Consider the following 16,872-nt stretch of genomic DNA (forward strand, 5'->3'; position numbering starts at 1 on the left):
GTCCGTGGGCTCGCCTCGCCGACGGCGCAGCGTCTCGGGTGCGCCGGGGTCACCGCCCGGCGACTGCGCCGAGGCGCCGGGCGACGGCGTCGCACGCGGCGACGAGGTCGGCCGGGCCCGCGGCGAGCACGTCGGCGTCGAAGGCCGCGACCCGGGCCGCGAGCGCCACCCACGACCACGACCCGAGCGTGACCCGGCAGTGCTCCGCGCCCACGGCCTCGACCGTGCCGTCCTCGACGAACGGCGCGACCGCGCGTGCCGGGGCGGCGAGCTCGGCCCAGCCCTGGCACGGCCACCGCGCGGCCGGTGTCTCCCGGGCTTCCGGGTTCCTGGACGTCACCGCCGCGCCCGAGGCCTGCCGCGCCGCGCTGCCCGTCGCCGTGCTGCCTGTCGCCGTGCTGCCGGCGGACGGCACAGGGCCCGCGACGGCGCCCGTGAAGCGCGCCGCGACGAACGCGCCGACGTCGCCGCCGGGCACCTCGCGCGCGACGAAGCGTGGTTCCGTCGGCGTGCGCGGCGTCATCCGGTCGAGCCGGAAGGTGCGCCAGTCGTCGCGGTCGAGGTCCCACGCCACGGCGTACCAGCGCCCGTCCTGCACGACGACGTGGTGCACCTCGGCGCGGCGGGGCGGCCGGGGGCCGGTGCGCGGGTCGTCGGGCTGCACCGTCCCGGATGCCGCGCCGGGGCTCGCGTCCGGGTTCGCGTCGGGGGTCGCCTCCGGTGGCGCGTCGAGCGCCACGGTCGCGTAGTCGAAGCGCAGCACCTCCCGGCGGCGCGCCGCCGCGCTCACGGCGAGCAGGACGTCGAGGTCGACCCGGACAGCCGGGCGCCCAGGTGTCGGAGCGACGGTCGTGACGTCGACCGCGTCGACGCGGTGCCGCAGCCGGGCAGGCAGCACCTGCCGGACCGTCGTGAGCGCCCGGACGGACGCCTCCGCGAGGTCGTCGCCGACGCCGCTCGCGGTGACCGTCCGCAGCGCGACGGCCAGGGCCACGACCTGCTCGTCGTCGAACAGGAGCGGCGGGAGCTCGGCGCCCGCGTCGAGGCGGTACCCGCCCACGCGTCCGCGCGTCGCCACGACCTGGTAGCCGAGCTCGCGCAGGCGGTCGACGTCGCGCCGGACCGTGCGGGCGTCGACGCCGAGACGCGCGGCCAGCTCGGGTCCGGTCCGGTCCGGGCGCGACTGGAGCAGCGCGAGCAGCAGGAGGGTGCGGCGCGACGTCTCGGTCATGGCTCCATGCTCCCGCACAATGCGGACACGATACGTCCTGATGGAGCGTGAGAGTCGTGGGATGCGCCCGGGTCGTCGGCCCGGCGCACGGCCCGCGGCGACCGCCGCGGGTCCCGAGCCTCCCGAGGAGTCCTCATGTCCGTCCAGACCACCCCGCACCTCAACTTCCGCGGTGACGCCCGCGCCGCGCTCGAGCTCTACCGGTCCGTGTTCGGGGGAGAGCTCGTCGTCACGACGTACGGCGACCTCGGCCAGGCCGCCGACCGGGCGACCGCCGACCTCGTCGTCTGGGGCCAGGTCAGCGCCCCGAGCGGGTTCCGCGTCATGGCCTACGACGTCCCCGCCGACCGACCCTGGAGCCCGGGTGAGGCGCCGTTCTTCGTGTCCGTGCGCGGCGACGACGTCGAGGAGGTCCGCGGCTACTGGGACGCGCTCGTCGACGGCTCGACCGTCGTCGCGCCGCTCGCGTCGTCCGACTGGGCGCCGGCGTACGGCATGCTCACCGACCGTTTCGGCGTGACCTGGGTGCTGGACGTCGCGGCGCCCCGCTGACCGGGACGTCGACCGGCGAGCACGGGACCGGCGACCGGATCGCCTCCGATCCGGTCGCCGGTCCCGTGCTCGCACCGCTGACGCGGGTGTACGTGCCGGGACCCCGCGGCCTCCCTCCAGGTGCAGGGGGACCGAACCGAGGGGGAACCCATGCCCGGAAGCAAGAAGTCGGCACCACGGAAGCCGAGCCGGCGCGAGGTGCCGCAGACGCCCGACACCGTCGACGCGCTGTACCCGCCGCTGCCCGAACGCATCCCGTTGACGCTCGAGTCCATCGCGGGCGACGAGCCCACGTATGCGGAGATGCTCGAGTCCATCTGCGGCGCGACCGACGACTCCCAGCCCGTCGAGCAGTACGACGGCACGCTCGGCGTCACGCGCGCGTACGTGGACGCCCACCAGAAGCAGGCCGTGCAGGTCCAGTGGAACGCGGGGCTGGGCGGCGTCTTCACCAACCCCGGCAACGTCGACGGCGTGCGCTGGGGGAGCGGGACCCTGATCGCTCCCGACCTCGTCCTCACGTGCGGCCACCTGTTCGACCAGAGCGCCGACGGCTGGGCCCTGCCCCGGCAGAACGGGTCGATGCAGGTCCTCACGCCGCAGCAGATCGCGACGAGCATGCACATCAACGTGCTCTTCCAGGTCGACCCGTCCGGTGTCCTGCGCACCGAGCAGAGCTTCCCGATCGTCGCGCTCGTCGAGTACCGGCTGGGCGGCCTCGACATGGCCGTCGTGCGCGTGGGCGGCAACCCGGGCAGCACCTACGGGTTCACGGCCGTGGCCACGGCCAACCCGGCCGTGGGCGACATGCTCGCGATCATCGGCCACCCCGCCGGGATGCCCAAGCGCGTCGAGGCCGGCCCGGCGACGGTCGTCACGACGAACCAGATCCGCTACGACGACATCGACACGCTCGGCGGGAACTCCGGGTCCGGGATCCTCGGGCCCGCGGGCGAGCTCGTCGGCGTCCACACGAACGGCGGCTGCAACGCGGCCGGGACCGGGTCGAACTTCGGCACGGCGATCGCGGGCATCCGTGCCGTGTCGCCGACGCTCCAGGCCCTGCCGCACGGGGCGCGCACCGCGACCGCCGACGACGGCTTCACGTCCCTCGCGCAGGACGTCATCGCGACCGTCAAGGCCGCCGACCAGGTCGGCACGCTCCTGGGCGCCGACACCGCGCGCGCCGTCGACGTGCTGACGATCCGGCAGGCCGACTCGCACACGGTCGCCGACCAGATCGGGACGTCGTTCCTCCGGGACCAGGGTGGCACGCCGCGCGCCCTCGACTCCGTCTTCCAGGGCGACACCCGCTTCGCCGCGGACAACCCCGTCGGCACCGGGTCCGCGGGCGACGTCGGCTCCGGACCCGGCGACACGCTCCAGGAGGGGATCTTCGACCCCGGCGACGTCTTCGACCCCGTGGTCAACCCCGCGATCGGGCGGCTCGTGCAGGCCGGCGTGCTCGCCGGGGCGCGGCCGTTCGTCCAGGGCGCGGAGTCGCTCGTGGACGAGGACGGTCCGGGCGAGGCGGTCGACGTCGTCGGCGCCCTCGTCGAGGCCGTCGCCGAGGCGCGCGCGACCCTCGAGGCCGTCGAGGCGACGCTCGCCGCCCTCCAGGCCGGGCAGTGACCCGGGCGACCTCGCCCACGGACCGGACCGGGAGCCCGCGATGATCGGCATCGTGTCGCACGCGGACGACCTCCACACCACGGAGGTCGTCCGCCACCTGGACGCGCTCGGCGCGCCCCACGCGCTCCTCGACACGGGGCACGCGCCCCGCGACGTGGCGCTGACCTCGACCCAGGACGCCGCCGGGTGGCGCGCCGACTGGGTCGACACGAGCGCCGAGGGCGTGAGCGCGGTGGACACCACCACGCTGCGCGCCGTGTGGTGGCGCCGACCGCAGCCGTTCGCGCTGCACGACGACCTGCGCTCCGCCCAGGACCGCGGCTTCGCCCACGGGGAGGTCGCCGCGGCGGTCTCCGGGCTGTGGTCGTGCCTGCCCGCCACCTGGGTCAACGACCCGGACCGCGACGAGGCCGGCTCCCGCAAGATGTGGCAGCTCCAGGTCGCCGCGCGGCTCGGGCTGCGCGTGCCGCGCACGTGCATGACGAACGACCCGGCCCGCGCCCGGGAGTTCCTGCACCGGGAACCGGGTCGCGTGATCTTCAAGCCGTTCAGCGGCACGCCCGCGACGTGGCGCGAGACCCGCCCCGTGCGGGACTCGGACCTCGCGCTCATCGAGAGCGTGCGGTACGCGCCGGTCATCTTCCAGGAGGCCGTCGCGGGGTCGGACGTGCGCGTGACGATCGTCGGCACGCAGCTGTTCGCGGCCGAGCTGCGCACCGAGGAGTCGGCGTACGCGTACGACTTCCGCGTCGACACCCACCACTGCCCGACGTCCGTGCACGACCTCCCCGAGCACGTCGCCACCGCGCTCCTGCGGCTCATGGAGGTGCTCGGTCTCTGGTACGGCGCGGTCGACCTGCGCCGCACACCCGAGGGCGACTACGTGTTCCTCGAGATCAACCCGGCCGGGCAGTGGCTGTTCGTCGAGTACGCGACCGGGCAGCCGATCGCCGCGGCGCTCGCGGCGCTGCTGGCCCGTCTCGACCGCGAGGAGGCACCGGGCGCGACGCGGCGGCGCACCTGGCGCGGCAGCGCGGACTGAGCGCTCGGCCTGTCGCCGGCCCGTAGTCGGCCCGTCGCCGGGCCGTCGCCGACTGGCACAGGCGGGGCGGTGTCCGTGCGCGTCAGCGCCAGCGGTCGCGCCACCGCTCCCACGGTGGCGCGACCGTCCAGTTGAGGCGCAGCGTGCGCCACGCGCGGTCCATGCGGCGACGGCGCTGGCGCCGCCCACGCAGCGAGCGCGCCGACACCCCGACGCGCCACGACCGGTCGAGCACCGTGCGCCGGCCCGGGCCGAGGCGGAACGACAGGTCGAGGTCGTCGTGCACCTCCGGGTCGTCGCGCACGACGGCGTCGCGCACGGCGGTCCACGCCGAGCGGCGCAGGGCCATGCACGAGCCCCAGAGCGCGGTGTGGCCGAGCGCGAGGTGGCACAGCACGTAGTACGCGCCGAGGTAGGCGATCGCCACGGCGGCGCGCGCCCCGCCCGGCAGGTCGTCGAACGTCCCCGTGCCGGTCATCGCGTCGAGCGTCGGGTCGGCGGCCATGCGGTCCGCGACGCGCTGCACCCACCCCGGGTCGGGGAGCGAGTCGGCGTCGAGCCGCGCGATGACGTCGCCGCGCGCGGTGTCGTACCCGGTCGCGGCGGCGGCCGGGATGCCGACGCGGTCCTCGCGCACGACGACGGCGCCCCAGCGGCGCGCGACGAGCGCGGAGTCGTCGCGCGACGCGTTGTCGACGACCACGACCTCGAGCGGCGCGACGGTCTGCCGCGCGATGCGCGCCAGGCAGCGGTCGAGCGCGGCGGCGTCGTCGCGGACCGGGACGACGACCGACACGGTCGGGGCGGTGCGGGGCGTCACGGCCGGTGCTCCCAGACCGCGGTGCCGCGCGCGAGAAGGACCCCGGCGACGACCGAGCCGAGGAGCCCCGTCGCGAGGTCGGTGACGGTGTCGCCGTAGCCGACGCCGATCCGGTCGTCGAGGAACGTGTGCCCGGCCCACTCGCCCAGCTCCCACAGGATCGCGAGGACCGCCCCGAGACCTGTGGTCACCACGGCGACGCCCGTGCGCCACGGTCGGTCGTCGGCGTGCGGGGCGGGCAGCGCCCCGACGCGGACGAGCGTCACCGTCGCGAGCGCCGCGATCAGACCGGTGCACACGGCGTGCACGGGCAGGTCGAGCCAGGGCACCGCGCGGTACCACTCGAGCTGGGCGGCCCAGGCGGAGGCGAGCAGCGCGGCCCCGTAGCCGACGTCGAGCACGCCGGTCACCCCGAGGGCGCGCGGCACCATCGTCCCGCCGAGCACGAGCAGGAACAGCGCGACGCCGACGCCGTCGAGCGTCGCGCCGGCCACGACGACGCTGAGCGCGGCCCCGGCCCGGACCGCGTCGCCCGCGAGGATCGCGCCGCGTGCCGGGGCGGCGAGGGAGGGGCCCGCCGTGGGGGCGGGGGTGGCGGGCATGCGGGGCTCCTGGGAGGGTGGTGCGGCGGCGGGGATCTCAGCCTCACACCCCGGCGCCGCGTTCGCACGCCCGTCCGCCGGGAGCGCTCGTCGCGCCTCCCGAGGCGCCCGTCGCGCGCCCGTCCGCGGTTCCCCGTCCGCCGTGTCCCGTGCGGCACGGCGCAGGGGGTCAGTCCCAGGTGGCGGTCGCCGGGTCCACGCCGTGCGAGCGCGCGTTCGCCTCGACCGCGGCGCGCAGCCACGCGGCCAGGCCCGGGGCGAGGTCGTCGTAGTGGGCACGGAACCCGGCGTCGTCGACGAACCGCCGCGCGAGGCACACGTGCCGCGCCGGCGGGCAGTCGAAGTGCGCGCCCATCGAGGCACGGTGCCGCTCGGCGAGGGCGGCCGCCCGCGGCGACGCGGGGTAGACGCCCGCGCGGCACGCCGCCGCGAGGTCGGCCTCCAGGGCCGCGACGTCGTCGGCCAGGCGCTGCCAGTCCTCGGGCGTGCGCTCCGCCGACCGCTCGGCGTACTGCGCCCACTGCGCGGTGTCGCCCCAGAGCGCGCGCGCCTGCCCGGGCCACGCCGGGTCCCAGCCCTCGCCGAACAGCGCCACCTGCTCGGTGCGCGTGAGCAGGAGCCCGCGCTCGCGCGCCGTGACGAGGCGGTCCAGCGCGCGGGCGGTGCGCTCCATCCGGGCGATCCGCTCCCCGAGCAGCGCCCGGTGCCTGCGCAGCGCGTCCACCGCCTCGTCGCCGGTCGCGTCGAGGAGCGCCGCGACGTCCTCGATCGCCACGCCCAGCTCCCGGTACGCCACCACCCGCCGCAGCCGTGCGACGTCGGCCGCCGCGTAGAGCCGGTAGCCCGCCGGCGTCCGTGCCGAGGGGCGCACGAGCCCGACCGCGTCCCAGTGGTGCAGCGTCCGGACGGTGACGCCCGCCGCCGCGGCTGCGTCGCCGACCGTCAGCGGGTCGGCGCCGCGGCCGGGCATCGGGTCGGTGGTCACGTGACCCAGTGTCCATCGCGGAGCCGCGGTGCTCACGGGGCGGGCGCCTCGATCCCGATGCCCTCCAGGAACCGGGCGGGGTCGCTCCCGGCGACGAACGGGCGTGCCGCCGTCATGACGACGCGCGCGTTCTCCGGCGTGCGCACCTCGACCTCCACCGACCCCCACGGCATCTCGCGCGGGCCCGTCGTGCAGCCGGGCGTCACCGCCTCGCACGCGGCGACGATCGCGTCGACCTGCGACAGCACGCACGAGAAGCTCACCGTCAGGGCCGGCAGGTCGGGCGCGGGGGTGCCCGGGACGAGGAGCACGTCCTGGAACGCCCAACGGCGCAGGTGCACCATGCCGCCCGGCACGGAGAACAGGTCGAAGAACCCGAGCCCGTGCGTCCAGAGCTCGACGGACGCCGCGAGGTCGTCCGTCGGGACGGTCACGAACTGCGGCATCCCGTAGATGCCGCGGAACGGCTCCGGGGCGACGGCGTCGGGCCCCGGGACGGGGACGGGGGAGAGGTCGAAGGCGGGGAACGTGTCGGTCATGCGGGCAGCCTGCGCCCTGACGTCGCGTCAGGGTCAAGCGCCCGCGCGCGTCTCGTCGGCCAGCAGCGCGTACACGACGCCGTCGACCCAGCCCAGGTCCCGGTGCAGGGAGTCGCGCACCCCCACGCCCTCGCGCCGCATCCCCACGCGCTCCATGAGCCGCCACGACGGCTCGTTCGCGAGGAACGCGCTCGCCACGACGCGCCGCAGGCCGAGGTCCTCGAAGCAGACCCGCAGCAGCGCCCGCACGGCCTCGGTCGCGTAGCCCTGCCCCTGGTGCGCCGGGTCGAGCACCCAGCCGATCTCGGCCTCGTCGTCGTGCGGACGGTCGACGACGTCGCGCTGCGCCCAGCCGTCGCGGACCGCGAGGTAGAGGTCGCCGACCACGGCACCCTCGCGCTCCACGACGAGGGTCGTCGCGAGCCGGCCCGGCTCGGCGTGGTGCTCGCGCCACTCCTCGACCGCGGTGAACCGCTGCGTGAGCCACCGGTCCACCTCGGGCAGGCCGCGGTAGGCGAACAACGCGTCGGCGTCGTCCGGCCGGGCGCGGCGCAGCGTCAGGCGAGCAGTCCGCACGGGCCACGCGACCCGCTCCAGGGCGTCGGGGCGCACGTCGGTGGCGTCGGTCATGCGCCCACCCTGGCACGTGCGTGGCCTGCGCATCGAGGGGATTCCCGCGGCGCCGGACCGTCGGCCCGCGCCGCGGTCCCGACGACGGGCGCGTACGACGGCACGCCCCGCGCCGGTCTAGGGTCGCCCCCATGACGCTGTTCCTCGACGACCTCGACGAGGGTCTGTCGCCCGCGACGAGCCACCCCGCCTTCGTGTCCCTCGCGCCGGAGCCGTTCTACGACGAGGGCGAGGACCTCGCGCCGTTCGGCAACGACTCCGGGCACGACGCGCTGCGCGACCTCGAGGAGTGGTACGCCGCCGACGGGCGCGACGACGCGCTTCCCGCCTTCGTCGACGGCCTCCTGGCGGCGTGGGACCTCGGCGTCCCCGAGGACGTCTGGGCGTCCGGGCGGCAGGGTGTCGCGGACCGGCTCCGCGGCGGCGACGTCGACGAGGCGGCGCTCGCGGCCGAGGCCCGCGCGCAGATCGCGATCGTGCTCGGACAGCTGAAGATCCGCGGCGGCCTCACACCTCATGCGCGGGCCCTGGGCGTCGCGGTGCTCGACGTGCTCGCCGCCCTCAACGACCACGCGCGGGTCGTGAGCCCGGGCTGGCGGCACGCCGACGCCGACGCCGCGGCGACCGCCGCGATGGCCGCCGTCGTGCGGGCCGCGCCGGACCTGCCCTGACGACCCCGGCCTACGCCGGCGGCGGGTCGTCGTCGGCGCGGCCGCCGACGAGGTTCCGCACGCGCTCCCTGCGCGCTCGGTAGCGCGCCCCGAAGCGCTCCTGCGCGCGGGCGAGCCGGTGCGGCCGGCGACCGTACCGACGTCGGGCCCAGAACGACGACGGCTTTGCCAGCCGCACCGCGCCCACGAGCGCGACGACCGGGACCACCACGCCGACCAGGCCCGTCGCGAGCTTGCCCTTGAGGACGCACACGAACGCGAGCGCGAGGTGCACGACGACCGTCACGGTGTAGGCGAGCCAGCCGCCGGACGCGTCGTCCGACGTGACACCGATGGGTGACGCGGACAGGAGCAGCGCTCCGCCGAGGGCCCCGCCGACGAGGATCGCGTCGATCGAGCGCTGGCCCTCCTCTGCCCAGTAGACGTCGTCGACGTAGAGCCACAGCGCGAACTCGTCGAGCGCGAGCGCGGCGCCCGCGCCGAACAGCAGCGCGAGCACCTCCGACCACGGGTGCCCGGGGGAGTAGCGGAACTCGAGCATGCCGGTCAGGAGCACGAGCAGGATGCCCCACACCTGGTGGTGCACGTGGACGCCCCCGATCGACACGTCCCCGAGGAGGGACCGCCGCGAGCGCGGCGGGCCGTCGTCCGCGGGCTCGTGCCCGGGCGCCCCCGTGGTCGTCGCCGCGGCGGCCTCGGCGCGGGCGCGGATGCGGCGCGTGATCGACCGCACGACGACGAACGTCACGACGAACCCGACGAGCGCGAACAGCGCCGGGGCGCGGCCCGTGTCGACGACGTGCTCGGTGTACCAGCCCACGGTCCCCTCCCGGCCGGTGGTCCTGGGTCCATCGTCCGAGGTCCGGGGCGACCCGTCGAGCGGGCCGCCCCGGACCGGCGCTCAGCGGGCGGGTTGCTCCGCGCCCGGCGCCACCTCGTGGAGCCGGCCGTCCCGGTCGAGCTCGAGCAGCACGTCGACCCCGAGGCGGGCGAGGAACCCGTCGTCGTGGCTCACCACGAGCAGCGCGCCCGCGTAGCCCGACAGCGCCTCGACGAGCCGCTCGACGCTGCGCACGTCGAGGTCGTTCGTCGGCTCGTCGAGCACGAGGAGCTGGGCGGGCGGGTCGGCGAGCAGGAGCCGTGCGAGCGCGACGCGGAACCGCTCGCCGCCCGACAGCGTGCCCACCGGGCGGTCGACGGCCGACCCGCGCAGGAGCAGGCGCGCGAGGTGGTTGCGGACCGTGCCCGGCGCCACGCCCGGGGCGCCGTCGCGGACGGTGTCGAGCGCGCTGCGCGCGTCGTCGAGGCCGTCGCGCCGCTGCGGGAGGTAACCGACCCGGTCCGTGAGGAGCGTCCCGCCGGCGCGTCCCGGCTCGGGCGCGCGCCCGGCGAGCAGGTTCTCCAGGAGCGTCGTCTTGCCGGTGCCGTTCGCCCCCACGAGCGCGACCCGCTCGGGCCCCTGGACGACGACCGTGCGGTTCGTCCCGTGCAGCTCGGCGAGCCGACGGCCGCGCGGGACGTCCGGGTCCGGCAGCACGAGGTGCACGTGCTCGTCGTCGCGCACTCGGGCCGCCGCCGCGTCGAGCGCCTGCTGCGCGGCCTGGACCTTGGCGTCCAGGCCCTGGCGCATCGAGCCCGCCGAGACCTGGGCCGCGGACGCGCGCAGCCCCATGGAGATGCGTGACCCGGTGCGGTTCGCCTGGGCGGTCCGCGCCGTCCGCTCGCGGCGCGCGAGCTTCGTCTCGGCCTCGACGCGCCGGCGCTTCTCGGCGCGCAGGGCCTGCTCGGCGCTCCGCGCGGCCTGCGCCGCCGCGGCCTGGTCGACCTCCAGCTGCGCGCGCCACGCGCTGTACGGGCCGCCGAACGTGGTCAGCGCGCCCGCGTGCAGCTCGGCGGTCTCGTCGACGTGCTCGAGCAGCTCCAGGTCGTGGCTCACGACGACGAGAGCCCCGGGCCAGTCGTCGACGAGCACGGCGAGCCGGGCCCGGGTGGCACGGTCGAGGTTGTTCGTCGGCTCGTCGAGCAGCGTGATCGCGCTGCGCCGCACGCGCAGGCCGCTGATCGCGACGAGCATCGCCTCGCCGCCGGACAGCTCGCCGACGCGCCGGTCGAGGCCGACGCCGTCGAGCCCGATCTCGGCGAGCGCCTGGGCGGCGCGCGCCTCGACGTCCCAGTCGTCGCCGACGGCGTCGAAGTGCCGCTCGTCGACGTCGCCGGACTCGATCGCGCGCAGGGCGTCGAGCGTCGCGTCGATGCCGAGCAGGCGCGCGACGCTCGCGTCGCGGCCGAGCGTGAGCGTCTGGGGGAGGTAGGCGACGTCGCCGGTGGTCGTCACGCGCCCGGAGGTGGGCGTGAGCAGGCCGGCGACGAGGCGCAGGAGCGTCGACTTGCCGGCGCCGTTGTCGCCGACGAGGCCCGTGCGGCCGGTGCCGAACGTGCCGGAAAGGTGGGAGAGCGCGACGGTGCCGTCGGGCCACTCGAACGTGAGGTCGGTCAGCGTCACCGCGGACCGGTGCAGGGTGGACATGGGTGTGCTCCTCGGCCCGCGGTGCCGCGGGCGTGGTCGTGCCGGGAAGGTCGGGCGGGCCGTCGTCGCGCGGGCGCGCGGACGGGCCGCCGGTGGCGGGAGCGGTGGGGCGTCGTCCCGGCACGCCGAGGCCGCGGCACGAGCCGGGCAGGGGTCGCCGACGAGGGCTCCGACGGGGCGGAGCGGGCGAGGGGTGCGCTGGGACGGGCCGCCGACGGCTCGGCGGCTAGAGTCTGTCGACCTCGATGAGCACGTGCCGATGCTAGCAGCGCGGCCCGGCGGGGTCTGCGGGCGCGGGGGCCCGTCACCCCGCCGGAGCCTGCTCCCGACCCGTGGCGAGCGAGGCGACGAGCGAGGCGACGAGCGCCGCGGCGGCCGCGCCCGGGTGCGGCCGCGTCACGAGCCCGAGGGACCACGCCTCCGGCGCGTCGAGCGGCACCGCGACCGCGCCCGGCGCGGGCTCGTACATGTCCGCGGGGACCACCGCGACGCCGAACCCGGCGGCGACGAACGCGGGCAGGTCGCCGACGTCGGCCACCTCCGTGTCCGCGCGCGGCGCGACGCCCGCGTGCACGAACGCGCGCTCGGCGACCACCCGGTTGCCGAACCCGCGCGGCGTCGTCACGACGTGCTCGTCGGCCAGGTCGCCGGGCGCCACCGACCGCGCCCCGGCGAGCGGGTGGCCCGCGGGCAGCACCGCGACGAACGTCGACGACGTGAGGCGCGTGTACCGCAGACCGGGGTGGTCCTCGGGCCCGAGCCCGGTGAACGCGACGTCCACGACACCGCGCCGCACGTCCTCCCCGAGGCCCGTCGACCCGGCGGGCGACGGGGTGAGGCGCAGCACCACGCCGGGGTGCCGGTCCCGGAACGCGGCGAGGGTGCGCGGCAGGCCGAGGTACCCGAGGTTCGTGAACACCCCGAGCCGCACCGTGCCGCGCACGTGGTGCGGCCCGGGGGCGACGGCGGCGCGGGCCTGGTCGACGGCGTCGAGCACCGCCCGGGCCCGGGGGAGCAGCGCCTCGCCCTGCGACGTGAGCGCGACCGAGCGCCGCGTGCGCTCGAACAGACGAGCGCCGAGCTCGGCCTCCAGGGCACGCACGCCCGCCGAGACGCTCGACTGCACGGCGAAGACGCGCGCGGCGGCGCGCGTGAAGCTCAGCTCCTCGGCCACGGCGACGAAGTACTCGAGCTGGCGCGTCTCCATGCCGCTCACCCTACGACGTCTCATCGCTGACATCGATCAGACGGATCGGTACAAGTCGTTGGACACGATCAATCGCGCAGGCGCACGGTGGACGCATGACGACGACCTCGGCACCTCCGACCCGCCCCGCACCCGCGCGACCGGACGACGCGCAGCGGCCCTCCCGGCCGCCGCGTGCGCTGCGCGCGCGGCCGCTCGTCTCGCACGGGTCCGGGTTCCTCGTGGTGGCGCTCGCGTTCGCGACGGCCATGGCGTTCTCGACGGTCCCGACGCCGCTCTACCCGCTGTACCAGGCGCGCGACGGCCTGCCGACCGTGGCCGTGACCGTCGTCTTCGCCGCGTACGCCGTCGGGGTCGCCGCGAGCCTCTACCTCGTCGGGCACCTCAGCGACCGGTTCGGGCGTCGCCGCGTCCTGGTCCTCGGCCTCGTGGCCGAGCTCGTCGCGGCCGTGCTGTTCCTGCTGCTGGACGGTCTGGGCGGCCTCGTCGTCGCGCGGCTCGTCTCGGGCGTGGGGATCGGGGCCGTCACCGCGACGGCGACCGCCCACCTCGCCGAGCTCCGCGCGGCCGCCCGGCCCGGCGGCCCGGCAGACACGAGCGCCGTCGCAGGCCTGGCGAACATCGGCGGCCTCGCGCTCGGACCGCTCGTCGGCGGGCTGCTCGCCCAGGCCGCGCCTGCGCCGCTCACGACGCCGTACGTCGGCTTCGCCGTCCTGCTCGCCGCGGCGGTCCTCGCCGCCGCGCTCGTGCCCGAGACCGTGCCGCCCGCCGCCGCCCCGTACCGCTACCGCCCGCAGCGCGTCGCCGTGCCGCGCGCCGGGCGCGGCACCTTCGCCGCCGCGGCGGCCGCCGCGTTCGCGGGCTTCGCCGTCTTCGGCCTCTTCACGTCCCTCACCCCGAGCGTGCTCGCGACCGTGATGCACGAGGAGTCGCGCCTCGTCGCCGGGCTCGTCTCGGCCGCGGTCTTCGCCGCGGCCGCCGTCGCGCAGCTCGCCACGGGCCGGCTCGCCCGTCGGCGCCAGGCCGCGCTCGCCGTCACGCTGACGCTCGCCGGGCTCGCCGTGCTCGCCGTCTCCGTCGGCACCGCGAGCCTGCCCGGGTTCGTTGCGAGCGCCGTCGTCGCGGGCGCGGGCGTGGGCATCCTCTTCCGGGGCGCGCTCGCGACGGCGGGGGCCCTGGCGGAGCCCGGCCGCCGGGGCGAGGTCCTGGCGGGAGTCTTCCTCGTTGCATACCTGGGGCTCGCCGTCCCTGTGCTGCTCCTGGGGGTCTCGCTCACGGTCGAGCCGCTGCGCCTCATGGTCGTCGTGTTCGCGGCGGCCACCGCGCTGCTCGTCGCGGCGGCCGCGCCGGGCCTGGCACGCCGGTCCTGAGCGGGCGGGGCGGACCGCGGTCCGCCCCGCCGTGCCGTGGGTCAGCGGGCGAGCTCGACCCGCGCGACGCCCCAGCCGAGGGCGTCGTGCCCGACGACGCGCCACCCGGCGCGCGCCGCGAGCCGCGCCACGTCGTCGGGCGTTCGCGGTCCGGACCCCGTCGTCGCGAGGGACAGCAGCGCGTGCTCGTGCGCGTGCGGGCTCAGGCCGTCGGGCGTGAGGTCCTCGACGAGCACGGCCCGACGCGCGGCCGCCCCCATCGCGGCGAGGAGCGCGACCACCTCGTCGTCGGTGCGGTGCCCGGTCCCGAGCGCGCACACGGCCAGGTCGGCGCCGGGCCAGGAGCCGGACGTGGCGTGGGGCGAGCCCGTGCCGGCCTGCTCGCGCAGGACGGCGAGCGGCACGGGGTCCTCGACGAGCGTCGTCGTGCGGTCACCGGGCACGTCCGCGAGCAGGTCGGCCACGACGAGGGCCCCCGGCCCTCCGACGGCCACCGACCGCACGCCCGACCACACGGGCCACGTCGGGAGGCCGGTGAGCACGTAGGGCAGGACGTCGGCGCCCTCGACGACCTCCGCGGCGAGGTCGGCGTCGGCCTCGACCTCTGCGCGCAGGGTCCGGCCGCGCGAGCGCGCCCACGCCGGGGCGTCCTCGCGCAGCGCCGGGGCGAGCGCGGCGAGCGCGAGGACCGCGTCGGCCTCGAGACCCTCGTACTCCTCGCGCGCGTGCTCGTCGTCGAGGAGGTCCTCGCCGGCGTCGGCCAGGGCCACCTTGTCACCGTCGGCGGTCACGACCCCCGACGCCGCGAGGACGTCCACGAGGACCCGGACCGCCGCGGGCGCGACGCGGGCCGCCTCGGCGAGCACCGCGACGTCGCGCGGGCCGTCGCCGAGCGCGTCGAGCAGCCCGAGCTGCAGCGCGGCGCGCGTCGCGAACCACGGCACGGGGGACGGCACGCCCGCGGGCTGCGTCGCGGGGACGGTGCCGGTCGCGGTGCTGCTGGGCACGTCGCTCGCGGTGCTGCCCGGGACGCCGCCCGCGGTGTCGCCGACGGTGCTGCCCGCGGTGTCGCCCGGCCTCGCGCCCGAGGGCGCCGGCTGTGCGTGCCAGTACCCGGTGACATCGACGTGCGTGCGGGGCACGCCGCGCTCGCGCGTGAGGTGGCGGCGCACCGGCAGCAGGGCCCGGCTCTCGCTCGCGGCCCACGCGTAGACGCGCCCGGGCCACCACGTGATCGCGCGCACCGCCTCGCCGAGCGCGACGCGGTCGCCCTCGGGCGCGACGACCCAGCGGACGGTGTCGCCGTCGCGCAGCGCGAGGTCCTGGTGCGCGGACGCGTCGCCGACCGTCACGACGACCTGCACGGGCACGTCGACGGGGCGCTCGTCGAGGAAGCGGCCGATCGCGGGCAGCGCGGTCTCGTCGCCCGCGAGCAGGGCCCAGTCGACGTCGTCGGGCCACACGGTGGAGGCCTTGGGGCCGACGAACCACAGCGCGTCGCCGGGGCGCGCCGCCCCGGCCCACGCGGCGGCGGGCCCGTCGCCGTGCAGCACGAGGTCGAGGTCGAGCTCGCCCGCCACCGGGTCCCAGCGGCGCGGCGTGTAGTCCCGACCCTGCCGGTTCGGCGCGGGCGGCCAGTCGATGCCGTGCGCGCGCTGCACGGGCAGCGCGGACGCGACGTCGCCGTCGGACGCGAGGACGAGCTTCACGTGATCGTCGAACCCCGGGGCGTCGAACGCCGGCATCGGCAGGCCGTCGCGCTCGAACGCGCCGAGCTCCGGCCCGACGAGCGTCACGCGGCGCATGCGGGGCGTGACGTCGACGACGCGCGCGACCTCGACGCGCCGCAGGACGAGGGGGTGGGTGCGCAGGCGGTGCTGGGCCATCAGGAGAACTGCTCCTCGACGACGTCGAGCAGGGCCATCGCCTCGTGGTAGTCACTGCGGATCGTCCACGTGGGCAGCTCGTGCGCGGTCCCGGCGGCGAACGACGGCAGCGCGGCGAACACCGGGTCGGCGGCGAGCGCGTCGAGGTCGACCTCCGCGCCGTTGAAGCCGATGACGAACACGTTCGGCGCCGTGACCACCGACGTCACCTGCTCGGCCGACACCTCGAACATGTCACCGCCCGGCGTGTACGGCTCGGCGCCGGTCTGCTCCTGGATCGGCTGGACCGCGAACCCGAGCCGCTCGAAGATCGCGGGCAGCCCCTCGCCCTCCTGGAGGGCGTACGTGGTGCCCTCCGCCGTGCGGGCGAGGAACGCCGTCTCGCCCGCGGGCACGGTGATCGCGTCGCGCACCTCCGCGAGCCGGTCCTCGTACCCGGCGGCGAGCTCCTCGGACGTCGTCGCGTCGTCGAACACGTCCTCCGCGAGGAACGCGAGCTGCTCCTGCCAGGTCGTGTACGTGCCGCTCACGAGGACGGTCGGGGCGATCTGGCTCAGGCCGTCGTAGACGTCCGTCGCCTGCTTGAGCGGGAAGCCCCACCCGCCACCGACGATGAGGTCGGGCTCGAGCGCGAGGATCGCCTCGAGGTTGAAGCCGTCGGCGCTCCACTCCAGGAGCTCCGTGCCGTCGGCCTCGGCCTCCTGCGCCCAGAGCGGGGAGAAGGCCGGCTCGGGGTCGTCGGTCACCTCGGGCACGGTGGCGAGGACCGGGACGTCGAGCGCGTAGAGGTAGCCGGCGAGCGCGTGGTTGAGCACGACGACGCGCTGCGGCTCCGTCGGGACGGTGACGTCGCCCTGGTCCGTGGCGACGACGCGCTCCGCTGCGGACGAGCCGGTGGGCTCTCCGGAGCCCTCCGCCCCGGCGTCGGACGTGGTGGTGCCGCCCGAGCACGCGGAGAGCGCGAGCGTCGCGGCGGCGACGAGCGCGGCCAGCGCGGTGAGGGGGCGGCGGGTGGGACGGCGGGACGGCAGCATGGGACCTCGCACTCGGGAGCAGGGACGCGGGGGCCGCACGGCGTGACCGGGGCGCACCTCGCGAGGTTAGGCTAACCACACCTACGCGCCGTGCCCTGTCCGGACATGACACGGACGCTCCCGGACGCGACACGACCGGGCACG

Annotated in this window: 16 protein-coding genes; 5 read left to right on the top strand and 11 right to left on the bottom strand. The window is 76.9% G+C overall.

Annotated elements, in window-relative coordinates; all coding sequences use genetic code 11:
- Positions 1-49 precede the first annotated feature (49 nt).
- On the bottom strand, positions 50-1,231 hold the full coding sequence (locus E1O70_RS04435; RefSeq protein ID WP_061268467.1) for a helix-turn-helix transcriptional regulator: 1,182 nt from the start codon (positions 1,229-1,231) through the stop codon (positions 50-52).
- 135 nt (positions 1,232-1,366) lie between these two features.
- Here E1O70_RS04435 and E1O70_RS04440 point away from each other — a divergent pair, with 135 nt between their 5' ends.
- The 3 genes from E1O70_RS04440 to E1O70_RS04450 all read left to right on the top strand — a co-directional run bounded on the left by E1O70_RS04440 (position 1,367) and on the right by E1O70_RS04450 (position 4,457).
- Positions 1,367-1,783 carry a VOC family protein gene (locus E1O70_RS04440; RefSeq protein ID WP_061268466.1) on the top strand — a complete coding sequence of 139 codons (417 nt, stop codon included), beginning with the start codon at positions 1,367-1,369 and terminating at the stop codon, positions 1,781-1,783.
- Between the two features lie 150 nt (positions 1,784-1,933).
- Complete coding sequence (locus E1O70_RS04445; RefSeq protein WP_082774633.1) at positions 1,934-3,415, top strand: trypsin-like serine peptidase; 1,482 nt, start codon at positions 1,934-1,936, stop codon at positions 3,413-3,415.
- Between the two features lie 40 nt (positions 3,416-3,455).
- A complete protein-coding gene (locus tag E1O70_RS04450) occupies positions 3,456-4,457 on the top strand; it encodes an MvdC/MvdD family ATP grasp protein (protein ID WP_061268456.1) in 1,002 nt (333 codons plus the stop codon).
- An 82-nt stretch (positions 4,458-4,539) separates the two neighbouring features.
- Here the strand turns inward: E1O70_RS04450 and E1O70_RS04455 are convergent, their stop codons facing one another.
- The 5 genes from E1O70_RS04455 to E1O70_RS04475 form a co-directional block, all read right to left on the bottom strand.
- Entirely contained in the window at positions 4,540-5,277 is a 738-nt protein-coding gene (locus tag E1O70_RS04455; protein ID WP_061268455.1) for a glycosyltransferase family 2 protein, read from the bottom strand.
- Positions 5,274-5,879, bottom strand: coding sequence for a DUF2238 domain-containing protein (locus E1O70_RS04460; RefSeq protein ID WP_240696593.1), 606 nt, complete (start codon positions 5,877-5,879; stop codon positions 5,274-5,276). Before E1O70_RS04460 ends, E1O70_RS04455 begins: the two co-directional genes overlap by 4 nt.
- Positions 5,880-6,048: 169 nt before the next feature.
- Complete coding sequence (locus E1O70_RS04465; protein ID WP_240696594.1) at positions 6,049-6,864, bottom strand: MerR family transcriptional regulator; 816 nt, start codon at positions 6,862-6,864, stop codon at positions 6,049-6,051.
- A 32-nt stretch (positions 6,865-6,896) separates the two neighbouring features.
- Positions 6,897-7,403 (bottom strand): VOC family protein, encoded by a 507-nt coding sequence (locus tag E1O70_RS04470; RefSeq protein WP_061268454.1) that lies wholly within the window; start codon positions 7,401-7,403, stop codon positions 6,897-6,899.
- A gap of 33 nt (positions 7,404-7,436) precedes the next feature.
- Positions 7,437-8,033, bottom strand: a complete 597-nt coding sequence (locus E1O70_RS04475; RefSeq protein WP_061268453.1) for a GNAT family N-acetyltransferase — start codon at positions 8,031-8,033, stop codon at positions 7,437-7,439.
- Positions 8,034-8,164: 131 nt separating this feature from the next.
- On the opposite strand from E1O70_RS04475, the gene E1O70_RS04480 reads away from it, so the two are divergent.
- The gene (locus tag E1O70_RS04480) at positions 8,165-8,704 is read left to right on the top strand and encodes a hypothetical protein (protein ID WP_061268452.1); all 540 of its coding nucleotides are present in this window, start codon (positions 8,165-8,167) and stop codon (positions 8,702-8,704) included.
- A 10-nt stretch (positions 8,705-8,714) separates the two neighbouring features.
- Here the strand turns inward: E1O70_RS04480 and E1O70_RS04485 are convergent, their stop codons facing one another.
- The 3 genes from E1O70_RS04485 to E1O70_RS04495 form a co-directional block, all read right to left on the bottom strand.
- A complete protein-coding gene (locus E1O70_RS04485; protein WP_061268451.1) occupies positions 8,715-9,524 on the bottom strand; it encodes a hypothetical protein in 810 nt (269 codons plus the stop codon).
- Between the two features lie 81 nt (positions 9,525-9,605).
- Complete coding sequence (locus E1O70_RS04490) at positions 9,606-11,231, bottom strand: ABC-F family ATP-binding cassette domain-containing protein (RefSeq protein ID WP_061268450.1); 1,626 nt, start codon at positions 11,229-11,231, stop codon at positions 9,606-9,608.
- 304 nt (positions 11,232-11,535) lie between these two features.
- Positions 11,536-12,438, bottom strand: a complete 903-nt coding sequence (locus E1O70_RS04495) for a LysR family transcriptional regulator (protein ID WP_061268449.1) — start codon at positions 12,436-12,438, stop codon at positions 11,536-11,538.
- Positions 12,439-12,533: 95 nt separating this feature from the next.
- Between E1O70_RS04495 and E1O70_RS04500 the strand changes: the two genes are divergently transcribed.
- Positions 12,534-13,808, top strand: coding sequence for an MFS transporter (locus E1O70_RS04500; RefSeq protein WP_061268448.1), 1,275 nt, complete (start codon positions 12,534-12,536; stop codon positions 13,806-13,808).
- Positions 13,809-13,849: 41 nt separating this feature from the next.
- Here E1O70_RS04500 and E1O70_RS04505 read toward each other — a convergent pair whose 3' ends face one another.
- Together E1O70_RS04505 and E1O70_RS04510 are read right to left on the bottom strand one after the other, a co-directional pair.
- On the bottom strand, positions 13,850-15,694 hold the full coding sequence (locus E1O70_RS04505) for a siderophore-interacting protein (RefSeq protein WP_061268447.1): 1,845 nt from the start codon (positions 15,692-15,694) through the stop codon (positions 13,850-13,852).
- A complete protein-coding gene (locus tag E1O70_RS04510; protein ID WP_021483185.1) occupies positions 15,694-16,728 on the bottom strand; it encodes an ABC transporter substrate-binding protein in 1,035 nt (344 codons plus the stop codon). Before E1O70_RS04510 ends, E1O70_RS04505 begins: the two co-directional genes overlap by 1 nt.
- Positions 16,729-16,872: the final 144 nt, after the last annotated feature.

It is taken from the genome of Cellulosimicrobium funkei (genome assembly GCF_004519295.1).
GTDB lineage: Bacteria > Actinomycetota > Actinomycetes > Actinomycetales > Cellulomonadaceae > Cellulosimicrobium > Cellulosimicrobium funkei.

What these genes read in the sequence shown, in the direction of transcription:
- E1O70_RS04435 (WP_061268467.1), bottom strand. Translation starts at nt 1,231, where the DNA reads ATGACCGAGACGTCGCGCCGCACCCTCCTGCTGCTCGCGCTGCTCCAG.
- E1O70_RS04440 (WP_061268466.1), top strand. Translation starts at nt 1,367, where the DNA reads ATGTCCGTCCAGACCACCCCGCACCTCAACTTCCGCGGTGACGCCCGC.
- E1O70_RS04445 (WP_082774633.1), top strand. Translation starts at nt 1,934, where the DNA reads ATGCCCGGAAGCAAGAAGTCGGCACCACGGAAGCCGAGCCGGCGCGAG.
- E1O70_RS04450 (WP_061268456.1), top strand. Translation starts at nt 3,456, where the DNA reads ATGATCGGCATCGTGTCGCACGCGGACGACCTCCACACCACGGAGGTC.
- E1O70_RS04460 (WP_240696593.1), bottom strand. Translation starts at nt 5,879, where the DNA reads ATGCCCGCCACCCCCGCCCCCACGGCGGGCCCCTCCCTCGCCGCCCCG.
- E1O70_RS04470 (WP_061268454.1), bottom strand. Translation starts at nt 7,403, where the DNA reads ATGACCGACACGTTCCCCGCCTTCGACCTCTCCCCCGTCCCCGTCCCG.
- E1O70_RS04475 (WP_061268453.1), bottom strand. Translation starts at nt 8,033, where the DNA reads ATGACCGACGCCACCGACGTGCGCCCCGACGCCCTGGAGCGGGTCGCG.
- E1O70_RS04480 (WP_061268452.1), top strand. Translation starts at nt 8,165, where the DNA reads ATGACGCTGTTCCTCGACGACCTCGACGAGGGTCTGTCGCCCGCGACG.
- E1O70_RS04490 (WP_061268450.1), bottom strand. Translation starts at nt 11,231, where the DNA reads ATGTCCACCCTGCACCGGTCCGCGGTGACGCTGACCGACCTCACGTTC.
- E1O70_RS04495 (WP_061268449.1), bottom strand. Translation starts at nt 12,438, where the DNA reads ATGGAGACGCGCCAGCTCGAGTACTTCGTCGCCGTGGCCGAGGAGCTG.
- E1O70_RS04500 (WP_061268448.1), top strand. Translation starts at nt 12,534, where the DNA reads ATGACGACGACCTCGGCACCTCCGACCCGCCCCGCACCCGCGCGACCG.
- E1O70_RS04505 (WP_061268447.1), bottom strand. Translation starts at nt 15,694, where the DNA reads ATGGCCCAGCACCGCCTGCGCACCCACCCCCTCGTCCTGCGGCGCGTC.
- E1O70_RS04510 (WP_021483185.1), bottom strand. Translation starts at nt 16,728, where the DNA reads ATGCTGCCGTCCCGCCGTCCCACCCGCCGCCCCCTCACCGCGCTGGCC.